The sequence below is a fragment of the Streptomyces xylophagus genome (genome assembly GCF_000716435.1).
Taxonomy (GTDB): domain Bacteria; phylum Actinomycetota; class Actinomycetes; order Streptomycetales; family Streptomycetaceae; genus Streptomyces; species Streptomyces xylophagus.
In genome coordinates, this window is sequence record NZ_JNWO01000007.1 from 524,785 (window position 1) to 544,921 (window position 20,137).

Consider the following 20,137-nt stretch of genomic DNA (forward strand, 5'->3'; position numbering starts at 1 on the left):
CTGGGCCACACGGGGACACCTCGTGGCAGCCGCCCTGCTCACGCTGGCCTTCGTCAGCCCCGTCTACCTCACGATCGTCAACGCCTTCAAGACGCAGGCCCAGATCGTCCGCGATCCGGCCGCTCCCCCGGCCCCGCCGACCACGCACAACCTGACGGACGCGCTCGCCCGGCCCGACCGGATCGTCCAGATCGGACTGACCAACTCGGCGGTCACCGTGGTCGTTTCGGTGCTGCTGATCATCCCGCTGGGCTCGGCCCTCAGCTTCTGGCTGTTCCGCCGCTCGGCGCGCCTGCGCAGGATCGTGCTGGCGGGCTTTGCCGCCGGCCTGATGATCCCGCCCGCGGTGGTACTGCTGCCCACCATCCGCATCCTGACCTTCCTGCACCTGGACCACACCTATCCGGGCCTGGTCCTGGCCAACGTCGGCGGCGGCTATCTGTCGTTCGCGGTGTTCGTGTACTCCGGCTTCCTGCGGTCGATCCCCGGCGAGATCATCGAGGCCGCGACCGTGGACGGCGCCGGGAGCCTGCGGATCTGGCGGACGATCGTCATGCCGCTGCTGCGCCCGGCCACCGCGACCGTGACGATCTTCCTGTCGCTGTGGATCTGGAACGACTTCATGAATCCGCAGTTCATCCTCGGCCCGCTGCACGGCCAGACGATCACCACCGGGCTCTATCTGTCCGTCGGTCAGTTCTCCACCAACTACGCCCAGTTGTTCGGCGTGATGTTCCTGGCGGCGGTCGTTCCGGTCGCCGGCTACCTCGCGCTGCAGAAGCAGTTCATCGCCGGACTGACCTCGGGAGCGACCAAGTGACCACGAAGACCGAAGCCAGGCATGCGGACCTCGGCAGGACCGGCGTCCCGGACCTGGCCGACGTCGCCAGCCACTGGGTCGGCGCGGACGAGATCGCGCACCTGCCCTCCCTGCGCAACCAGCAGGGCCAAGCCCACGTCAACCACGACCTGACCTCCTTGTCCTGGCTGGCCGCCCCACCGTTCACCTTCGGCTACCACACCGGCGAGCTGCGCGTGGACGGCCAAGTCCCGGCCGCACAGCGGTACTTGTGGAAGCCGTGGGGCGTCCTGCGCGAACACCGCCGCCAGGACGGGCTGTTGCTGACCACCGACACCCGGATGGCACTGTCCCGGGACCTGCTCCTGTGGCGGATCGAGGTCACCAACGAGAGCGGCGAGGCCAGAACGGTCGAGCTGACCCAGGACCTCTTCGCGATGGTCGCTCACTCCGAAGTCGGCTACGGCTGGCTGTACGACGGCCCGTGGAACCACGGAATGCACCACGACTTCATGGCACTTGAGCGCATCCGGGCCACGACGGGAGGAGGCCGGCCCCACTATCTGCTCTCCCCCGCACCCCGACGCCTCCGCCTGGGCAGACCCCGCGTCCCGGGTATCCAGCGCGACGAGGACCACGGCCCGATGCTCCTGGACGACGCGCTCCCGGCGCACGTCAGCCACGACAAGGAACCGGAGCAGCGGATCGGCGTCGCCGGAGCCGTGCGCGCGCTTCAAGTAGCGGCACTGGACGGCGAGTTGCTCCTGCGGGCCGACGAACCGATCATGCTGACGCCCGAGGGCGAGACGACTCTGGACACCTTCGCCCTCTCCCCCGGCCTCACCATCGCCTTCGAACTACGGCTCGACATAGCGGGCCAGTCCGGGACGGTTCTCACCCACGGCAACCACCCCGACTCGCTCCAGATCGGCATCGAGGACGGCCGCCTGTGGCTCGGCATCACCGGGGAACGCGAGTCCACCGACGCCCAACTCCCCGTCGGGGACTGGCATCACGTCCGCGTGGACGTCGAAGCCGACCACGTCGTGCTGCGCCTCGCGGGCGCGGAGATCGCCCGTACCCGGCACTGGACCGAGTCCCGGCGCTGGGTGTCCCGCATCGACGACGGAGCGGTCGCTTTCGCGGACTCCCGGGCGCCGGCGCACGCCGTCTACGCCTTCGCCGGACCGCCCGGCGAACTGCGGACCGAGGGCGCCGGTGCCCAGGCGAGCTGGACCTGCCGGATCGAGCCCGGCCGGAGCGTGACCCTCGGCATCGCCTGCGCCTACGGTACCGAAGCCGACGCCGTCTCGGCCCAAGCCCGCAGCGCCGCCGAGGACTTCGAGGCGACGATGCGTGCCGGGGAGGACGGCTGGCGACGACTCTGGACCAGCATGTTCACCCCGGGCAACTCCGAGTTCTCCGGGCACCTGCCGACCTTCACGACGGACGACGCCGGACTCGCGCGCACCTATTACATGGGCGCCCTGCAGGCGCTGTACCTGCGCAACACCCGTATCCGGCCCGGCGAACCGGTGTTCCTCACCGGCGGCCCCCGGCTCGGGCCGACCACCACCTACTTCTGGGACCACTGCGAGTGGAGCCGTCTGTACGCCCTGCTGGAACCGGCGGGACTGCGGTCCTGGCTGCTGCGGGTGCTTGCCGGGCCCTACCGTGACTCCTTCGGTGTCGAGAACCTCAGTGGCGGCCCCCTCGGCAATGCCTACAGCTCCACCGACTACGCCCTGTTCCGGCTCATCGAGCACTACGTCTGCGTCACCGGCGACTTCGCCTTCCTTGACGAGACGACCGGAGGGCCGATCGGCGGGGCGGCCGGAGGAGTGGCCGTAGGGGCGGCCGCAGAGACGACCGGAGGAATGACCGTCCTCGCGCACCTCGAGCGGCTCGGCCTGGGTTGGCGCGAGCGGCGGAACCCGGCGACCGGCGGCGTACTCGCCGACTTCGGTGACGACCCATGGCAGTTGCTGGAGTGCGTGCCCACCTACACCGGTGTCGTCGCCTCCTTCAACGGCGCCTACGTCGCCTCGACGCGCTCACTGGCCGGGCTGTACCGACGCCTCGGCCGCGACGAGGATGCCGACCGTACGGAAGCCGAGGCCGGTCAACTGGCCGACGCGCTCCTGGACTTGTACGCCGGATCGGGCCGTTGGAAGATACTCCGCCCGGACGGGACCGACACGATCGGGCACTGTCTGGACTTCGGTCTGGTCGCGGCAGCCCTGCACCGCGAACTCCCGGACGGGACTCGGCGGGAGATGGCCGACTTCGTCACCGGCCGCCTGCTGGTGGGGAGTTGGATGCGGGCGCTCAGTCCCGACGATCCGATCGCCGCCGCCTCCGACCGCCCCGACCACGGCGCGGCCGGAGCCTTCGCCGCCTGGCCCGGCGTCACCGCCCACGGTCTTGCCCGCCTCGGCCACCGCGACCGGGCGATCGCCCTCCTGCGCGACCTCTCCTCCGCCGCGTCGGGCGGGCTGTGGGGTCAGGCCATGGAGATCGTCACCGATCCTGACGGGCAGCACCGGGCCCGAGTGGCCGAGCGCGGCACCGCCACCCGCGACAACATCGCGGGCGCGGCCGGAGCGGAGGCGGTGCTGTCGGCGCTGTTCGACATCAACCCGACGTTCGCGACCGGCGGCACCGCCCCGCCGCTGCCCGCCGACCTGTCCGTCGAGGGCGTCGGCACGCTCACGCAGCTCGGCCCAGTCACTTGAGCGACCGGAGCGGTATTCGCAGAAAGAGCGCTACTCACAGAGAGGCTGACACCGCCATGCCGGCAGTCCGTGGCTACGAAGCCGAGCCATGCCACACCATCACCGGAGAGGTCGGCGCCGGATACCGGGACGCGGTCGCCGATCTCACTCCCGGGCTGGTCCTCGCCGTCGACGGCCCGACGTCCGTCGACTGGGAGACGGTCACCGCCGGCATCCGCGACGCGCTGGCCGCCCGCGCCATCACGGCGAAGCAGTTCGACATGCGCGACCACTTCGCCCCTTGGCCGGACATCCTCGCCCTCACCGCGTCGGCGGAGCTGGCGGACGACCCTGACTTCGCCCCCTTGTCCCGGGCGGGCCTCGCCGACTTCTTCTCCCGACTGCCCACGCCAGAAGCCCCCGCCGACTCAGGCACCGTCACCGTCGTCTGCGGACCGGGGGCGGCCCTGGTGTCGTACGACCGACTCTGGTACGCGGATCTGCCGAAGCGCTACGCCGAGGCCGGAATCACCGGCGGGACGGGCCACAACCTGGGGCAGCCGGCCGGTACCGGACCGGGCACGACCCGCCGCCTGTTCTACATCGACTGGCCGGTCCTGGACCGGCACCGCGACACCCTCGTCACCGATGTCGACCTGTGGCTGGACACCCAAGGCGTCCAAGGCACCCAAGGCACCCAGAACGCCCAGGAGTTGGAGGCTCCCGCCTGGCTGTCGGGCCCCGCCCTGCGCGAGGCTCTCACCGACCTGGCCAGGCGCCCCTTCCGTGCCCGCCCCACCTTCAACACCACGTCCTGGGGCGGCCATTGGGCCCAAGAACAGCTCGGCTTCAATCGCGAGGCGCCCAACACCGCGCTCGGCTACGAACTCATCGCGCCGGAGAGCGGAATCCTCGTCGGCACGCCGGACGGTCCGCGCGTCGAGGTCCCGCTCCAGACGCTGGTGGCGCTGCATCCGGAGGCGGTCCTCGGCGAGGACGTGCACGCGACGTTCGGCACCTCGTTCCCGATCCGCTTCGACTATCTCGACACCGTCGGCGGGGGCAATCTGTCCGTCCACTGCCACCCTCAACCGGAGTACATGCGGCGGGTGTTCGGGTGGCCGTACACCCAGCACGAGACGTACTACATGATGCTCGGCGGCCCCGGCCGTCAGGTCTTTCTGGGCCTGCGCCAGGACGCCGACCTCGCGGCCTTCCGGCGCGAGGCGGACTGGGCCGTCCGGGACGGCGTGGCGTTCGACATCGAACGCCACGTCCAGACCTTCCCCGCCGATCCGCACCAGCTCTTCCTCATCCCGGGCGGCACCCCGCACGGCAGCGGCGAGGGCAATGTCGTCCTCGAGATCAGCGCGACGCCGTACCTGTACAGCCTTCGCCTCTACGACTGGCTGCGCACCGACCGTGCGGGGAAGCGGCGGCCGGTGCACGTGGGCCACGCGTTCGAGAACCTCGACCCCGCCCGGTCGGGGGAGGCCGTGGCGAGGGACCTGGTCCAGCAGCCGCACACCCTGCGCTCGGGCGAGGGCTGGCGCGAGGACGTCATCGGCCGGCTCCCGGAGATGTTCTTCGAGGTCCGGCGCCTCGAACTGGCCCCGGACGCCGTCGTGGACGACGACACGGACCACCGCTTCCACATCGTCAACGTCGTGGAGGGGGACGGAATCCTCCTGGAGACGAGCGGCGGACACCGCTTCGAACTGGCCTACGCCGAGACGCTGACCGTGCCCGCCTCGGTCGGCGCCTACCGCGTGCGCGCCCTCGGCACGGAACCGGTGCGCTATGTGAAGGCGCTGGTCCGATGAGATCCGGCGACGAGAGCGTCGTAGCGGTGCTGGAGGTCGGCGGTACGCATGTGACCGCGGCGCGTGTGGACGTCGGGACGCGGGCTCTCCTGTACGGGCGGTCGTTCCGTGAGCCGTTGGACGGTGACGGCGGTACCGAGGAGATCCTGTCCGCCCTCGTCCGCTGCGCGCGTCACCTGTCCGTCCGGAGCCCGGGCCCGTGGGCTGTGGCGCTGCCCGGTCCCTTCGACTACGAGCGCGGGATCGGGCGGTACGAAGGGGTCGGCAAGTTCGACGCCCTGCGCGGGTTCGATCTGCGGGCCGCCCTGACTGCTGCGCTGCCCGGCGCCACCGCGGTCAGCTTCTGGAACGACGCGGACGCGTTCGTGCTCGGCGAGTGGTGGGCCGGGGCCGCGCAGGGGCACCGGTCGGTCGCCGGGATCACCCTCGGCACCGGCGTGGGCTCCTGCTTCCTGCGCGACGGCCGCATCGTGCGGCACGGGCCCGGGATCCCACCCGAGGGCCGCGTCCACACCTTGCGATACGCGGGCCAGCCGATCGAGGAGACCGTGTCCCGACGTGCCCTGCGACGGGCCTATGCACAGGCCACCGGCGCGTCGCCGCCCGACGTCCAGGAGATCGCCCGGCGCGCACGGCAGGGGGACCGGGCCGCGGCGGGCGTGTTCGCCGCGACCTTCACCGCCCTCGGACGAGTGCTGGGACCGCCGCTCACCGCCTTCGAACCCACGGTTCTCGTGGTCGGAGGTGCCATCGCGGGCGCATGGGACCTCGTGGCCGAACCGCTGCGAGCGGGACTCAACGAGACCGATCCGGCCCGCACCCGACACCTCGTCATCACCCCGGCCCACCTACCGGATCAGGCCGCCCTGCTGGGCGCGGCCTGTCTGACCACGGCGTGCGGCGAGTCGCGTCGCCGTACCCCGTCCCACTGAAACGCCCGCTCGCCAAGAGCGGGGCACCGGACGAGAAGAAAGGTCACAGCGCAGTGGCATCCTCACATCGCTACCGGCGACCCCTCAGCACCCTGCTCGCCTCGGCCCTCGTGGCCATCGGCCTGACAGCCCTCCAAGGCGGCGCGCCCGCCGCAGCCGCACAGACCATCGGCGACCCCACGCCGGCCCAAGCCCTGCGCACCGTCGCGCAGTTCAAGGGCGAGTGGGATTCCCCGCCCACCACCTTGTCGAACGGCGAGACCGTCGACGCCCCGCTGATGGGCAACGGCGACGTCGGCGTCGCGGTCGGCGGCTCCATCGACGACCAGACCTTCTACCTGGGCAAGAACGACTTCTTCTCCACCGCCACCAACGGCATCGAACCGCTCGGCCGGATCGTGCTGGCCGTCCCGGGGCTCAAGGGCTCCAGCTATCACGTCGTACAGAACATTGCCCAGGCGCAGGTGGAGGGCACCTACACACTCGGCAACCAGACGCTCTCGTCCAGGAGTTGGGTCTCGGCCACCGGGAACCTGTTCGTCACCACCCTGCGGCTGTCCGGCTCGCGCACCCAGGACGCGACCGTCACCGTGCAGGACGGACTCGGGAAGACTCCGTCAACTTCCGCCAAGAACGCGGTACTTGACGCCGACGTACAGGCCGGCACCACCGACGCGCCGGGCAACCCGCACGCCCGTATCGCGACGAGCGTGCGCGGCACCACCGCGAGACCGTCGGGCAACCGCATCAGCCTCACTCTCAAGCCCGGCACGACGTACACCCTCGCGGCAGCGATCCGGAGCAGCCACGACACGCCCGACTACCGTTCCGTCGCCCACGCGACGGCAGCCGCGCTCACCGACGGCGCGCTGTCCAAGCTGTACGCGGCCCACGAGTCCTGGTGGCGTGCGTACTGGTCCCGGTCGTTCGTGCAGATCCCCGACCAGGCCGTGGAGAAGAGCTGGTACGGCTCGCTCTACCTGCTCGGCTCCGTCTCGCGCGCCGGGAAGTACGCGCCGGGTCTGTGGGGCAACTGGCTCACCGGGAACATGAATTGGTACGGCGACTACCACGCCAACTACAACTACGAAGCGGCGTTCTACCCGGCGCTGTCCACCAACCACGTTGCCCAGATGGGCTCTTACGACGACCCGATCCTGGACTGGATGCCGAGAGGCAAGGCGAAGGCCGAGGCGGCCGGCTACAAGGGCGTCCTCTACCCCGTGGGCATCTCACCCAACGGCACCAGCGCCGCCGACGACTTGTACAACCAGAAGTCCGACGCGGTGAACTTCGCCAGCGACATGGTCATGAAGTACGAGTACACCCGCAGCGCCTCCTACGCGCGCAAGGTCCTCCCCTATCTCCAGCAGGTCGGTCTGTTCTGGCAGGACTACCTGACCTGGGACGCGACCACGGGCACGTACATCATCGAGAACGACGCGCCGCAGGAGGGCGGTGTCTACCCGCAGACCAACAGCATCCTCTCCCTCGGCCTGGTGCACCTGCTGTTCCAGGGCCTGATCGACATGAGCAAAGACCTGCACATCAACTCCTCGCTCATCCCCGCCTGGCAGCACATCGACAGCCACCTCGCGCCGCTGCCCACGATGACGAGAAACGGCCAGACCGTCTTCCGGCAGACCTCCGAGGGCTCCGGCTGGGTCAGCGACGGCAACGACGTCGCCGTCCAGGCCGTCTACCCGGGCCTCCAAGTCGGCCTGAACAGCCCGGCCGACCTGCTCCAGACCGCGCGCAACACCGTCGCGCAGCTCGACAACTGGCACAGCGACAACTCCCCGGCCACTCTGTACGCGGCCGCCGCGATGGTCGGCTACAACCCCAGCACGCTGATGGAGGAGCTGCACGCGGAGGCCACGGCCTACTCGTACCCGAACATGGCGGTGCACCACTACGGCGGCGGCATCGAGAACCTCAACGTCACCACCTCGGGCCTCGACGAGATGCTCCTCCAGTCCGCCCAGCACGACATCAAGGTCTTCCCGAACTGGCCCACCGACTCGAACGCCAAGTTCGGCGGCCTGCTCGCCTACGGCAACTTCGAGGTCTCCAGCAGCATCCGGAACAACGCGGTCGAGTACGTCCGGCTCACCAGCCGGTCCGGCGGAAACGTCACGGTCACCAACCCGTGGCCCGGCAAGAGCATGGAGTACTACGCGAACGGCGTCCACAAGGGAACCCTCTCCGGCACGACGATCAAGCTGAACACCTCGGTCGGCGAGACGATCGACCTCGCTCCGGCCGGGACCGAACTGGCCACCGTCCACCACGAGTTGGCGCAACCGGCCGAGGCCGCGACGACCACATCACTCACCACCGGCTTCGAGACCGGCCAGCCCCAGCCCACCTGGACCGACACCGTCGACAACATCGACACCAAGGGCGACGGCAACTACGGGATCACCGGCCTGTGCTGCGGCCTCACGGGTCCCCAGGCGGCCGTACGCACGGGCGAGCAGTCCCACACGGGCGACGCCTCGCTGATGTACTCGGGCTACGCCAACGGCGGTTCGTACGACCACGCGTACCTGCAGGTCTACGGCTTCAACGGCGCCCCGCTCACCGTCCGCGCCGGCACGAGGCTGAGCTACTGGATCTTCCCGCAGTCCGCCGCCACCACTCCCTGGGTGTCCGCCGGCTCCGACGACAGCACCTGCGTCGCCGTCGACCTGATCTTCACCGACGGCAGCGCCCTGCGGGACTCGGGCGCCGGCACCCATCCGGCCGACCAGTGCGGCCACCTCACACTCGACACGTGGAACCACGTCACCGTGGACCTCGGCGCGGTCAAGGCGGGGCAGTCGATCAGCAAGATCCTCGTCGGTTACGACCGCCCGGGCGCCACGGGTGGCTATCGCGGCTACATCGACGACGTGAGCATCGGCTGACACGGGAGTCCGGCGGCCCGTCCGCGAAGTCGTCGAGGGGCACTCTCTCACCGGTCGGCACGGGCGTCGTACGCCAACAGGGCCACCTGGGTACGGTTGTTGAGGCCGAGTGCCCTCAGCAGTCGGGGGACGTGGGCCATCACGGTGGCGACGCTCATGTGGAGGGCGGCGGCGATCTCCTGGTTGGTGAGACCGTCGGCGAGGGCCTCGGCGACCGCCCGTTCCCGCTCGGTGAGAGCCGCCAGCGCGGCACGCGCGCGCTCGCGGCGGGCGGGCGCGGGGTCGTCGGCGACGAAGTCGAACAGGCGGCGGGCCGCCGCCGGGGACAGCACAGGCTCGCCGGTCGCGACGCTGTGGCACGGCCCCCGCCGCACCCGGCCGGGCCGCCGCCTCGCTGTTCCACTACCCGGCGCAGACGCCCAACGTCGTTGGTCTGGAAGGCAGTTCGGTCGAGAGCGGCGAACGCGCCCTGCGCCGGACGCACTTGCCCCCTCGGCGGGCCGGATTCGGAGCGGAGGGCGCACTGATGACGCCGGCCTGCCAGTCGACGATCGACGGCGTCCCGACGCACGGTTCGCGGTTCCCGCTCACCGAGGTGCTGCGCGGCGAACCGGGCTTCACCGGCGTGCTGATCGCCGAGGGCGGCGACCTCACCACCCTGGTCACCGAGGGCCTCGCCGAGAACCAGCGGCAGGCCGGGGCGCCGCCCCTGGCCGCCGGCGTGGACGTGGGCATCACCTGGGAGGACGCCTATCTCGACGAGCTGTCCGCGGCCGTGCGCGACGGCGACGTCCCGGAACGGCTGGTCGACCGGTCGGTGGGCCGGGTCCTGAACCTGAAGTCCCGGCTGGCCTGTTCGACCGGTCCCGCGCCGACCCGAACCACGCCGAGGCGACCGTGCACTGCCCGGCCCACCAGGCGGTGTCGCTGCACGCCGCGCGCGAGTCGATCGTGCTGCTGAAGAACAGCGGAGGCGTGCTGCCGCCGGGACCGGCCGTCCGCCGGCTCGCGGTGATCGGCCCGAACGCCGACGATGTGGCCGACCTGCTGGGCGATCGAGCTCACCGCGCGGCTGGAAGTGACGGAATGAGAGGAACCACTGTCACGAGGGCGGAACTTCCACCGCCTGTGCGGCTGCCGTGTCGAGGTCCAGCCATGCCTCCTCGGTCAGATCGGTGGCGGCCCAGCGGGCGGCGGACACGACCTCCTCAGGGGTACGGAAACCCGCGACCACGCAGGCCACTCCGGGGTCGCGCAGCGGGAACCGCAGGGCGGCGTGCGGGAGTTCGGTGCCGTGTCGGCGGGACACCTCGGCGAGAAGCCGCGCTCGACGCAGCGCCGATTCCGGGGCGGGGCCGTAGTCGAAGGTGGCGTCACTCGCGGGCCGGGGACGGCTGAGCAGACCGGAGTTGAACGGAGCGGCGGCCACCACCGCGACCCCACGTGCGGCGCACGCGTCCAGCAAGGGGCGAGCGGTGCGGTCGAGAAGGGTCCAGCGCCCGGCCACCATCACGGCGTCGACCTCCGCCTCCGCGACGATGCGCAGCAACGGGGCGACCGTGTTCATGCCGACGCCGACGGCACCGATGACACCTTGGTCGCGCAGCGCGATCAACGCCGGCAGGGCATGGTCGAGGGCGGCGTCCAGGTGATCGTCGGGATCATGGACGTAGACGATGTCCACACGGTCCAGTCTCAGGCGGTCCAGGCTGCCTTCCAGGCTTCGCAGTACGCCGTCCCGTGAGTAGTCGGGGCGGCGGATCAGCGTGTCGGGGACGGCGAAGCCTCCTGCGGTCAGGTCGGATCCGGTGGGTGCCGGGTGGGGCTCCAGCAGGCGGCCGACCTTGGTGGAGACGGCGAACTCCGCCCGTGGACGGTGCGCGAGGGCATCGCCGAGCCTCCGTTCGGACAGTCCGAGGCCGTAGTGCGGGGCGGTGTCGTAGTAACGCACCCCCACGTCCCAGGCGGCCTCGAGGGTGGCCTGTGCCTGCCGGTCGCCGATCGGGCTGTGGAGGTTGCCGAGGGGAGCGGCGCCGAATCCCAGCGCGCTGACCTGGACGCTCGTACGACCGAGTGGGCGTGCCCTCACGAGATTCCCGCTTCCACGGCCCTCGCCGCATAGAGAAGGATCTGCTTCATCTGGCAGGCAGGACCCTAAGGATGGGATCCATTTCACGCAACACCCTGATGGATATGCATAGTTAATGACGCTTTATCAGGATCTACGCATGGCTCCCGACCGAGATCTGTCCGATCTCTTCCCAACTCACAGCGGCAGTGCCATATTGGCCACGGAAATGAACCTGATTCATTCGTGGCACAAGATTCGTGGCGCAAGAGGGGATTCGCCTTGGGCGACTCAACACCGGCCTACCGTCCGGGATATGAACTGGTCGCGGAGCAACTGCTGGAGTACATCGCCCAGCAGAACCTGCGGCCCGGCGACCGTCTCCCCACCGAACAGGGCCTGGCCGAGATCCTGGGAGCATCCCGCAACGTCACCCGCGAGGCCGTGAAGGTGCTGGCCGCGATCGGCCGGCTCCAAGTGCGGCGCGGTGCGGGCATCTTCGTCGCGGCCTCGGTCGGCGGACTGCTGGACGACGAGTTCTCGCACTTCCGGCCGACCGGCATGGAAGACGTCCGCATGCTCCTGGACTACCGCAAGGTGATCGAGTCGGAGACAGCACGCCGTGCCGCCTCCCACGCCACCCCGATCGAGGTCCGGGCCATCCGGGAGAGCGCGGAGAGCTCCTTGACCGCGGCCACGATGAACGACGTGGACACCTTCGCCAAGGCGGACGCGGCGTTCCACGACGCGGTGGGCGCCGCCTCGCACAACGTGTTCCTGAGGGCGAGCGTCGCCGGTGTGCGGCGTCTGGCGTCCCAGTCCGACGTGCTGCTCTTCCACGGTGACGTGCCCGGATCGCTGGAAGTCGCCGCGCATCAGCATGTGGCCATAGCGGAGGCGGTCGCCGCGGGGGCGGCCGATCTCGCGGAGCGGCTGATGGTGGAGCACATCGCCACCACCCAGAGCCAGTTCGAGAACAAGATTCGCGACCGGCTGTTCAGTCCCGGGGCTCAACCGCCCTCCCCGGAGGCCCCGGCCTCCTGAACCGGCCGACCCCGCATGTGCCGCGGCACAGCGATCGGGCCGCCCGACGCCCTGCAAGTCCCGGTGGACGACCGGGACTTGCGGGGATCAACCTCCCTCAGGCGATTGGATACGTGTGTCTCATCCGTCTGCGCGCAGGGGCGCCTTCGTGCCGCTGCGAAGAAGTTTGACGGCCGCCTTCTCGGTGGCCACGGTGGCAGCCCTGCTGACTGCCCTGCCGGCCCAGGCGGCTCCCCGGTCGCCGGACCTCGATGTCTATGTCTCTCCGACCGGCCGGGACGTGGGCTCCGGCACCGCCGCACACCCCTTCAAGACCCTCGACCACGCACGGGACTACGTGCGCGACGTCAAACAGAAGGCCAAGGGCGACATCCATGTCCGGCTCCTGTCCGGCACCTACCAACTGAGCCGCACCTTCGCCCTGACCGCCCGGGACTCCGGCCGCGACGGACACCGGATCGTCTACGAGGCCGCCCCCGGCGCACACCCGGTGATCAGCGGGGGCAAGCAGGTCACCGGCTGGACCCCGGCCGACTCGGCGGGGAAGGTCTACAAGGCCAAGGTGGGCGACATCGACACCCGCCAGCTGTATGTGGACGGCGAGTTGGAGACCCGGGCCCGCAGCGGCAAGAACCCCTCGGGCTTCAGCCAGACGTCCACCGGTTACGCCTTCACTGACTCCAGTCTCAACGCCTACAAGCGTCCCTCGGACCTGGAGGTCGTCAGCTCCTGGGGCTGGAAGCTGATGCGCTGCCCCGTGCAGTCGATCGCCGACAACAAGATGACGATGCAGCAGCCGTGTTGGCACAACGCCCATCTCCAGCAGGGCCAGGAGATCCAGAACCCGACCTGGCTGGAGAACGCCCGCGAACTGCTGGACACGCCCGGTGAGTGGTACCTGGACAAGGGCGCGGGCGAGATCTACTACATGCCCAAGTCCGGCCAGAATCTCGCCACTTCGACCGTCACCGTGCCGCTGGTGCAGGACCTGGTGGACCTCAACGGCACCAGGACCGCCCCGGTCAGCAACGTGTCGTTCCAGGGCATCGCCTTCTCCTACTCCACCTGGCTCGCGCCCAGTTCGTCCGAAGGCCTCATCGAGGGCCAGGCCGGTTTCCGGATGGTCGGCAACGACCCGGACTTCGACGCGACCCGCCTGAAGTGGCAGAAGACTCCGGGTGCCGTCAACGTCAACTACGGCCACGGCATCGGCTTCGAGGGCAACACCTTCACCCATCTCGGCGCGGTCGGGCTGAACTTGAACACCGGCACGCAGGGCACCGACATCACGGGCAACGTCTTCCGCCAGATCGCCGCAACCGGCATCCAGATCGGCGGAGTTGAGGTAATCGACGCCCACCCCGACGACCCCCGGGACATCACCAAGGACACCCAGGTCGCCAACAACGTGGTCACCAAGGTCGCCGACCAGTACAACGGCTCCATCGGCATCCTGGCCGGCTACACCGACCACACCACCATCACCCACAACAAGGTCTACGACCTGCCCTACACCGGCATCTCCGTCGGCTGGGGCTGGGGCCTCACCGACCAGGGCGGCGACACCAACTACCCCGGGAATCTGGGCGTTCCGATCTGGGACACCCCCACGACCAGCCGCGACACCGAGGTCACGGACAACGAGATCTCCGACATCATGAAGTCGCAGGCCGACGGCGGCGCCATCTACACGCTGAGCTCCAACCCCGGCGGTGTGGTGTCCGGCAACTACATCCACGGCACGCCACCGCCCGCCTACGGCGCGATCTACCACGACGAAGGCAGCCGGTACTGGACGAACACCGGCAACGCCCTGTGCGACGTCGCCTACCAGTGGCTGTTCCTCAACCACGGCATGGACATCGACGCCACCGGCAACTTCACCACCCAGCCCGCCTTCTCCACCCAGGCCAACAGCACGGGCAGCACCGTCAGCGGCAACACCACCGTGGCTTCCTGCGCCCAACTGCCGGCCTCCATCGTCAACAACGCGGGCCTGCAGCCGAGTTACCGTCACCTCGACCCGGGTCCCACCATCACCGACCACCAGGCACCCAGCACGCCCGGCACGCCGAGCGCGGTCACCGACTTCCCGACGATCGCGGACCTCACCTGGGCCGCGTCCACCGACGACACCGCCGTCACCGGCTACTCCGTCTACCGCGACGGCAAGCTGGTCAGCGCCACCGGCAACACCACGGTGCGCCTCCCGGGCCTGACCGCCGGGCAGACGTACACCTTCAAGATCACCGCCCGCGACGCCGCCGGCAACGAGTCCCAGCCCAGCCAGGCGCTCAAGGTCACCATGCCGTCCGGCTCCGACCTCGCTCTCAAGAAGCCGATCACCGCCTCGTCGTACTCGGAGGCCAACACCCCGGAGAAGGCGGTCGACGGCGACCTCTCCACCCGCTGGGCGCAGGGCCTCGGCCTGCCCGACCCGTCCTGGATCCAGGTCGATCTCGGGGCGTCGTACGACGTGAACGGCGCGATCACGACCTTCGAGAAGGCCAGCGGCTACAAGTACCGCATCGAGGTCTCCCCCGACGAGGTCCACTGGAAGACCCTCGCGGACCGCACCGCCGCGAACACCACGGCGGCGACCGACTACGCCCACACGGACACCCCGGTCGCGGGCCGTTTCGTACGCTTGACCGTCACCGGCTCCAGCTGGAACGGCGGCAGCATCTACGACTTCCAGGTCTACGGCACTCCCAGAATCGTCACGGACCACACGGCCCCGACCGCTCCCGGGCAGCCCACGGTCAAGCCGCTGCTGCCGAGCCTGGTCGATGTCAGCTGGCCGGCCGCGACCGATGACACCGGCGTGACCAGCTACGTCGTCTACCAGGACGGCAAGCGGATCGGTGTCACCGACGCCACGACCCTGCGGGTCTCCGGCCTGACCGCCGACACGCAGTACTCCTTCACCGTCGTGGCACGCGACGAGGCGCTGAACACCTCCGACCCCAGCAAGGCAGCTGTCGTCACCACGCCGGCCGACAACGACCTGGCCCTGAACAAGCCGGTCATCGCCTCGTCGGCGTACGACGCGGACCACGCGCCCGAGAAGGCGGTCGACGGTAATCCCTCCACCCGCTGGGCACAGGGCGCTGGCCTGCCCGATCCGTCCTGGATCCGGGTCGACCTGGGCAAGGACACCGCAGTCTCCAGCGTGGTGACCACCTTCGAGTTGTCCGGCGGCTACAAGTACCGCCTGGAGTACTCCACCGACGGCACGACCTGGTCCGTGTTCGAGGACCACACCTCCGCCGCCACCTCGTCGTCGACCGTCTACTCCTTCGCCGACACCCCCGTCACCGCACGCTACTTGCGCCTGACCGTCACCGGTTCCAGCGGGAACGGCGGCAGCATCTACGCGCTCCAGGCGTACGGCGGCTTCTGAGCACCCCGCTTCTCAGCCAAAACGTTTCCCTTGCAGGTCTCCCTACAGAAGACGAAAGCCAGGATGAAGATCACCCATGTCGAAGTACACCGGATCGATGTTCCGGCAGCCAGTCCGCCCTTCCGCTGGCGCGACGGGCTGAGCGGCAGCGCTCCGGTGGGCGACGGCGCGGTCCTGCACATCGGGACGGACGAGGGCGCCGAGGGAGTGGCGGTGTTCGCCCGTCCCGGCGCCCACTCCACCCTGCGGGACCTGGTGGACCGGGTCTTCCGCGCGGAACTGGTCGGAGCCGACCCGTTCCAGCGGGAATGGCTGTGGCACCGGGTGTGGGAGCTGGACCGTATCCACGAACTCCCGCTCCCCACCCTGGGCCTCATCGACACCGCCCTGTGGGACCTGGCCGGCCGCTACCACGGCGAACCGGTCTGGCGTCTGCTCGGCGGCTTCAGAGACGCCATCCCCGCCTACGCCTCCACCTCGACGTTCTCCAGCATCGCGGAGTTCCTCGACGTGGCGGACCAGTGCCTGGCGCTGGGCTACGTGGGCATCAAGCTGCACGCCTGGGGCGACGCCCGCCGTGACGCCGAGCTCTGTCTGGCGCTGCGCGACCACGTCGGCCCCTCCGTCCCCCTCATGTACGACGGGTCGGCCGGCTTCGACCTGCCCGACGCGATCCGGCTGGGACGGGCACTCTCCGAGGCCGACTACCTCTGGTACGAGGAGCCCATGCGGGAGTTCAGCATCTCCGCGTACCAGAAGCTGGCCGAGGTCGTGGACGTACCGCTGCTGGTCGCCGAGACCTCCGACGGCGCCCACATGAACGCCGCGGACTTCATCCGCGCCGGTGCCGCCACCTTCGGCGTGCGGGCCGGCACCACCCTCCGGGGCGGCATCACCGGCGCCATGCGCACCGCCCACCTCGCCGACGCCTACCGGCTGCGGGCCGAGGTGCACGGTTCGGACATCCCGAACCAGCACCTGTGCATGGCCATCTCCAACACCACCTACTACGAGTCCCTGGTGACCTCGGTGAACGTCGTCCGGGAGCGCCACGTGGACGACCAGGGCCTGGTGCACGCCCCCACGGGGCCCGGCATCGCCCTCCCCCTCGATTTCGGCTACGGCAGCCAACTCCTGCCGTTCGTCGAGCAACCGCGCTGAGCGGCGCGAGAACAGAAAGGCAAGGCAAGACGATGGAGTCTTCCCGATCTCCGAGAACCGGTCGGCGTCACTCGCTGCTCCGCGCGGCGGCCATCATGCTGTCCCTGGCCACCGCGGCGGCACTGGCGGGCTGCGCCAGCGCCGACACCACCACCCCTTCCGCCTCCAAGCAGTCGGCGTTCAAGCCGGCCGCGCAGAAGGCGGGTTCGCAGATAACGGTGTGGGCCGACTCGACCAGGCTGCCGTCGGTGCAGGCCTACCAGAAGTCGCACCCCGACGTGAAGATGAAGATCGTCACGTACGACGGCGGTGCCGACGGATCGACGTATCTGCAGTCGAAGGTGCAGCTGTTCGACCGGACCGGCAGCGGCTGGCCGGACGTGGTGTTCGGCAATCCGACCGACGTGACCTGGGCGTCGGAGGCCACCAAGCCCGGGGCACAGCCGTTCGCGGCACCCCTGGACGAGAAGCTCGTACCGCAGAGCACGCTCGACGGTTTCGCCAAGGGCTCCCTGACGCCCTGTCAGTTCAACGGCCACACCTACTGCATGCGCAACGACATCGCGCAGGTCCTCCTCTGGTACAACAAGTCCCTTATGGACAAGTGGGGTTACAAGGTCCCCGCGACATGGCAGGAGTACGAGGCCCTCGGCAAGAAGGTCGCCAAGGAGCACCCGGGCTATCTGGTCGGCTCGGTCGGCGACACCAACTCCCATGAGTCGTACTTCTGGTCGGGCCAGTGCCCCGCGTTCAACCTGGTGAAGCCCGACACCCTGCGCACCGACCTGGCCGATCCGAAGTGCACGCGGATGGCGACGCTGCTGGACAACCTCATCAGCGCCAAGGCCATCGCCACCCAGGGCTTCTTCAGCCAGGGCTTCGCCAAGAACAGCGGCTCCAAAGTCCTTATGGCGTACGGCCCTTCGTGGTACGGCCAGTACCTGTTCAAGGCCGGTTTCAAGACCCCGGCCAAGCAGATCGCCGCCGCGCCCCCGTTGACCTGGCAGGGCGAGAGCACGGCCGCCACGGGCAACGTCGGCGGCGGTGTGTGGATGGTGTCCTCGCACAGCGCCAACCTCAAGGCGTCCACCGACCTGGCCACCTGGCTGACCACCTCCGACGAGAACCAGGCCACCGCGCCCACCTATCCGGCCTACACCCAGGCCGCGAAGACCTGGCTGGCCAACCCGGCCAACAAGGACTACTTCGCCAATGACGTGAGCGGGCCGTTCGAGCAGGCCGCGAACGAGGTGTGGACCGGCTGGTCGAACACCAGGTTCTCCGATGCCACCGCCTGGTCCAGCGTCGTCCTTCCCGCCCTGACCGCGGGCAAGAGCCTGACCTCGACCCTGCCGGCCTGGCAGCAGGAGATCGCCAACGAGGCCAAGAGCCAGGGCTACAAGGTGGTCGATCAGTGACCTTGCTGGAGACCGAGCGCGTCACCGTCTCCCCCGTGCGCCGCGGCACCACGCCGCGGCGCACGGGCCGCGGTCTCGCTGGCTACCTCTTCGTCGCCGGCTACGCGGTGCTGCTGCTCGCGTTCGGCGTCTTCCCCACCGGTTATTCCTTCTACCTCGCGCTCACCAACGACCGGGGCCAGTTCACCGGCCTCAACCAGTTCGTGAAGGTCATCCAGGACTACCGCTTCGCCCCGGCCTTCACCCACATGCTGATCTACCTGGTGATGTGGCTGGTGACGCTCGTCGTCCTGGTCGTGCTGACCGCCGTGATCCTGCGCAGCCGAGTCCGCCCGGGCACATCGGCGCTCTTCCGCTTCCTGTACTACATCCCCGGCGCCCTCGCCGGAGTGGCGAGCGTGCTGGTCTGGCTGTTCATGCTGGACCCGGATGTCAGCCCGGTCTCACGGCTGCTCACCGCCATGGGGTTCAAGACGTTCGCCGCCGTCCTGGCCCCCGGCAACCTGCCGCTGATCCTCATGCTGATCGCCTTCTGGACCGGCGCCGGCGGCTGGATGGTCGTGATGTACGGGGCGCTCAACAACATCCCCGACGAAGTGATCGAAGCCGCCCGGATGGACGGTGCGGGCCCGTGGCGCACCGCCTGGCACATCCAGATCCCGATGATCCGGCAGTGGATCGTCTACATGACGATCATGGCCTTCGCGACGGGCACCCAACTGTTCGTCGAACCCCAACTGCTCCAGACCGCCAGCCTCGGCAGAGTGAGCCCCACCTGGTCGCCCAACCAACTGGCCTACGTCTACGCCTTCCAGCAGGGCGACTTCAACGGCGCCGCCGCCATCGCGGTCGTCCTCCTCGCCGTGGGCCTCCTCGCCGCCGGGCTGCTGGTCGCTCGCTCGAACCTGTTCAAGTTGGACGAGAAATGACACAGACGACTCTCTTCCTGACGGCGGTAAGGCGACGCGTCCGCCCGTCAAGGAGCCTCCCCTTCCTGGTCGTTGGACTCCTCCTGGCCCTTCTGCTGGTGTTCTTCGTACTGCCGGTGATCTGGCTGCTGCTGGCACCGTCGAAGACCGCCGGCGAAGTGGTACGGGACAACCCGCTCTCCTTCGGCTCGTTCCATCAAATAGGCACCGCCTGGCGGCACTTGTTCGCCTTCCAGGACGGCGCCATGACGACATGGCTGCGCAACTCGGCGATCTACTCGGGCGGTTCACTCGTCCTGACGCTGGCCGTCAGCGTTCCGGCCGGCTACGCGCTGGCACTGACGAAGTTCCGCGGACGCAAGACGCTCCTGACGATCACCCTGGTCACCATGATCATGCCGCAGGCCACCCTGGTGCTGCCGATCTTCCTGGAACTCAACCGCTTCCACCTGATCGGCACCATCTGGTCGGTGATACTCCCCTTCTCCTTCTACCCGTTCGGCGTGTACCTGGTCTACATCTACTTCGGGAGCAGCCTCCCCAGGGACCTGCTGTCCGCCGCGCGCATCGACGGCTGCACGGAATGGCAGCTCTTCGCGCGCATCGCGCTCCCGCTCGCCAAACCGGTGGTCGGACTGGTCGCGTTCTTCAGCTTCGTGGGCAACTGGAACAACTTCTTCCTGCCCTATCTCGTCCTGCCGAACAGCGATCAGTTCCCCGTCCAGGTGGGCCTGAACCAACTGCTCACCTCCACCCCGTCGTTCAACCCCGTCGCGGGCGCCGGGCTGAACGTCACCATCCCCGAACTCGCCCTGGCCATCCTCATCGCCATCCTTCCCGTGCTGGTGCTCTTCGTCTTCTCGCAGCGCACGCTGGTCTCCGGGATGCTCGCCGGATCGAGCAAGGAATGAACGGCGCCCTGCCCGCAGAAGGAGAC

14 protein-coding genes are annotated in these 20,137 nt (G+C 69.2%); 12 read left to right on the plus strand and 2 right to left on the minus strand.

The window, feature by feature from the left end; all coding sequences use genetic code 11:
* Positions 1 to 22: 22 nt before the first annotated feature.
* From OO70_RS17335 to OO70_RS17355, 5 genes are read left to right on the plus strand one after another with little or no spacing between them, the layout of a single operon-like run.
* Complete coding sequence (locus tag OO70_RS17335; protein WP_043671208.1) at positions 23 to 820, plus strand: carbohydrate ABC transporter permease; 798 nt, start codon at positions 23 to 25, stop codon at positions 818 to 820.
* A complete protein-coding gene (locus OO70_RS17340; protein ID WP_043671210.1) occupies positions 817 to 3,534 on the plus strand; it encodes a LamG domain-containing protein in 2,718 nt (905 codons plus the stop codon). The genes OO70_RS17335 and OO70_RS17340 overlap by 4 nt, the downstream gene beginning before the upstream one ends.
* Before the next feature lie 56 nt (positions 3,535 to 3,590).
* A complete protein-coding gene (locus OO70_RS17345) occupies positions 3,591 to 5,336 on the plus strand; it encodes a class I mannose-6-phosphate isomerase (protein ID WP_043671213.1) in 1,746 nt (581 codons plus the stop codon).
* On the plus strand, positions 5,333 to 6,268 hold the full coding sequence (locus tag OO70_RS17350; RefSeq protein ID WP_043671215.1) for an ROK family protein: 936 nt from the start codon (positions 5,333 to 5,335) through the stop codon (positions 6,266 to 6,268). The genes OO70_RS17345 and OO70_RS17350 overlap by 4 nt, the downstream gene beginning before the upstream one ends.
* A gap of 53 nt (positions 6,269 to 6,321) precedes the next feature.
* Positions 6,322 to 9,177, plus strand: coding sequence for a glycosyl hydrolase family 95 catalytic domain-containing protein (locus OO70_RS17355; protein WP_234336857.1), 2,856 nt, complete (start codon positions 6,322 to 6,324; stop codon positions 9,175 to 9,177).
* Positions 9,178 to 9,224: 47 nt separating this feature from the next.
* On the opposite strand, the gene OO70_RS56030 is transcribed toward OO70_RS17355, so the two are convergent.
* The gene (locus tag OO70_RS56030) at positions 9,225 to 9,509 is read right to left on the minus strand and encodes a response regulator transcription factor (protein WP_051741317.1); all 285 of its coding nucleotides are present in this window, start codon (positions 9,507 to 9,509) and stop codon (positions 9,225 to 9,227) included.
* Between the two features lie 62 nt (positions 9,510 to 9,571).
* On the opposite strand from OO70_RS56030, the gene OO70_RS17365 reads away from it, so the two are divergent.
* Positions 9,572 to 10,138 carry a glycoside hydrolase family 3 N-terminal domain-containing protein gene (locus OO70_RS17365; protein ID WP_078651436.1) on the plus strand — a complete coding sequence of 189 codons (567 nt, stop codon included), beginning with the start codon at positions 9,572 to 9,574 and terminating at the stop codon, positions 10,136 to 10,138.
* 141 nt (positions 10,139 to 10,279) lie between these two features.
* Here the strand turns inward: OO70_RS17365 and OO70_RS17370 are convergent, their stop codons facing one another.
* Positions 10,280 to 11,266 carry an aldo/keto reductase gene (locus tag OO70_RS17370; protein ID WP_043671222.1) on the minus strand — a complete coding sequence of 329 codons (987 nt, stop codon included), beginning with the start codon at positions 11,264 to 11,266 and terminating at the stop codon, positions 10,280 to 10,282.
* Positions 11,267 to 11,527: 261 nt separating this feature from the next.
* Between OO70_RS17370 and OO70_RS17375 the strand changes: the two genes are divergently transcribed.
* The 6 genes from OO70_RS17375 to OO70_RS17400 all read left to right on the plus strand — a co-directional run bounded on the left by OO70_RS17375 (position 11,528) and on the right by OO70_RS17400 (position 20,111).
* Positions 11,528 to 12,289 carry a FadR/GntR family transcriptional regulator gene (locus tag OO70_RS17375; RefSeq protein ID WP_043671225.1) on the plus strand — a complete coding sequence of 254 codons (762 nt, stop codon included), beginning with the start codon at positions 11,528 to 11,530 and terminating at the stop codon, positions 12,287 to 12,289.
* A gap of 148 nt (positions 12,290 to 12,437) precedes the next feature.
* Positions 12,438 to 15,692 (plus strand): discoidin domain-containing protein, encoded by a 3,255-nt coding sequence (locus tag OO70_RS17380; protein ID WP_407702778.1) that lies wholly within the window; start codon positions 12,438 to 12,440, stop codon positions 15,690 to 15,692.
* Positions 15,693 to 15,755: 63 nt separating this feature from the next.
* Positions 15,756 to 16,853 (plus strand): enolase C-terminal domain-like protein, encoded by a 1,098-nt coding sequence (locus tag OO70_RS17385; RefSeq protein WP_043671228.1) that lies wholly within the window; start codon positions 15,756 to 15,758, stop codon positions 16,851 to 16,853.
* 32 nt (positions 16,854 to 16,885) lie between these two features.
* A complete protein-coding gene (locus OO70_RS17390) occupies positions 16,886 to 18,271 on the plus strand; it encodes an ABC transporter substrate-binding protein (protein ID WP_043671230.1) in 1,386 nt (461 codons plus the stop codon).
* A complete protein-coding gene (locus OO70_RS17395) occupies positions 18,268 to 19,200 on the plus strand; it encodes a carbohydrate ABC transporter permease (RefSeq protein WP_043671233.1) in 933 nt (310 codons plus the stop codon). Before OO70_RS17390 ends, OO70_RS17395 begins: the two co-directional genes overlap by 4 nt.
* Complete coding sequence (locus tag OO70_RS17400; protein WP_043671236.1) at positions 19,197 to 20,111, plus strand: carbohydrate ABC transporter permease; 915 nt, start codon at positions 19,197 to 19,199, stop codon at positions 20,109 to 20,111. The genes OO70_RS17395 and OO70_RS17400 overlap by 4 nt, the downstream gene beginning before the upstream one ends.
* The last annotated feature ends 26 nt before the right edge of the window (positions 20,112 to 20,137 follow it).

What these genes read in the sequence shown, in the direction of transcription:
- OO70_RS17345 (WP_043671213.1), top strand. Translation starts at nt 3,591, where the DNA reads ATGCCGGCAGTCCGTGGCTACGAAGCCGAGCCATGCCACACCATCACC.
- OO70_RS17350 (WP_043671215.1), top strand. Translation starts at nt 5,333, where the DNA reads ATGAGATCCGGCGACGAGAGCGTCGTAGCGGTGCTGGAGGTCGGCGGT.
- OO70_RS17385 (WP_043671228.1), top strand. Translation starts at nt 15,756, where the DNA reads ATGAAGATCACCCATGTCGAAGTACACCGGATCGATGTTCCGGCAGCC.
- OO70_RS17390 (WP_043671230.1), top strand. Translation starts at nt 16,886, where the DNA reads ATGGAGTCTTCCCGATCTCCGAGAACCGGTCGGCGTCACTCGCTGCTC.
- OO70_RS17400 (WP_043671236.1), top strand. Translation starts at nt 19,197, where the DNA reads ATGACACAGACGACTCTCTTCCTGACGGCGGTAAGGCGACGCGTCCGC.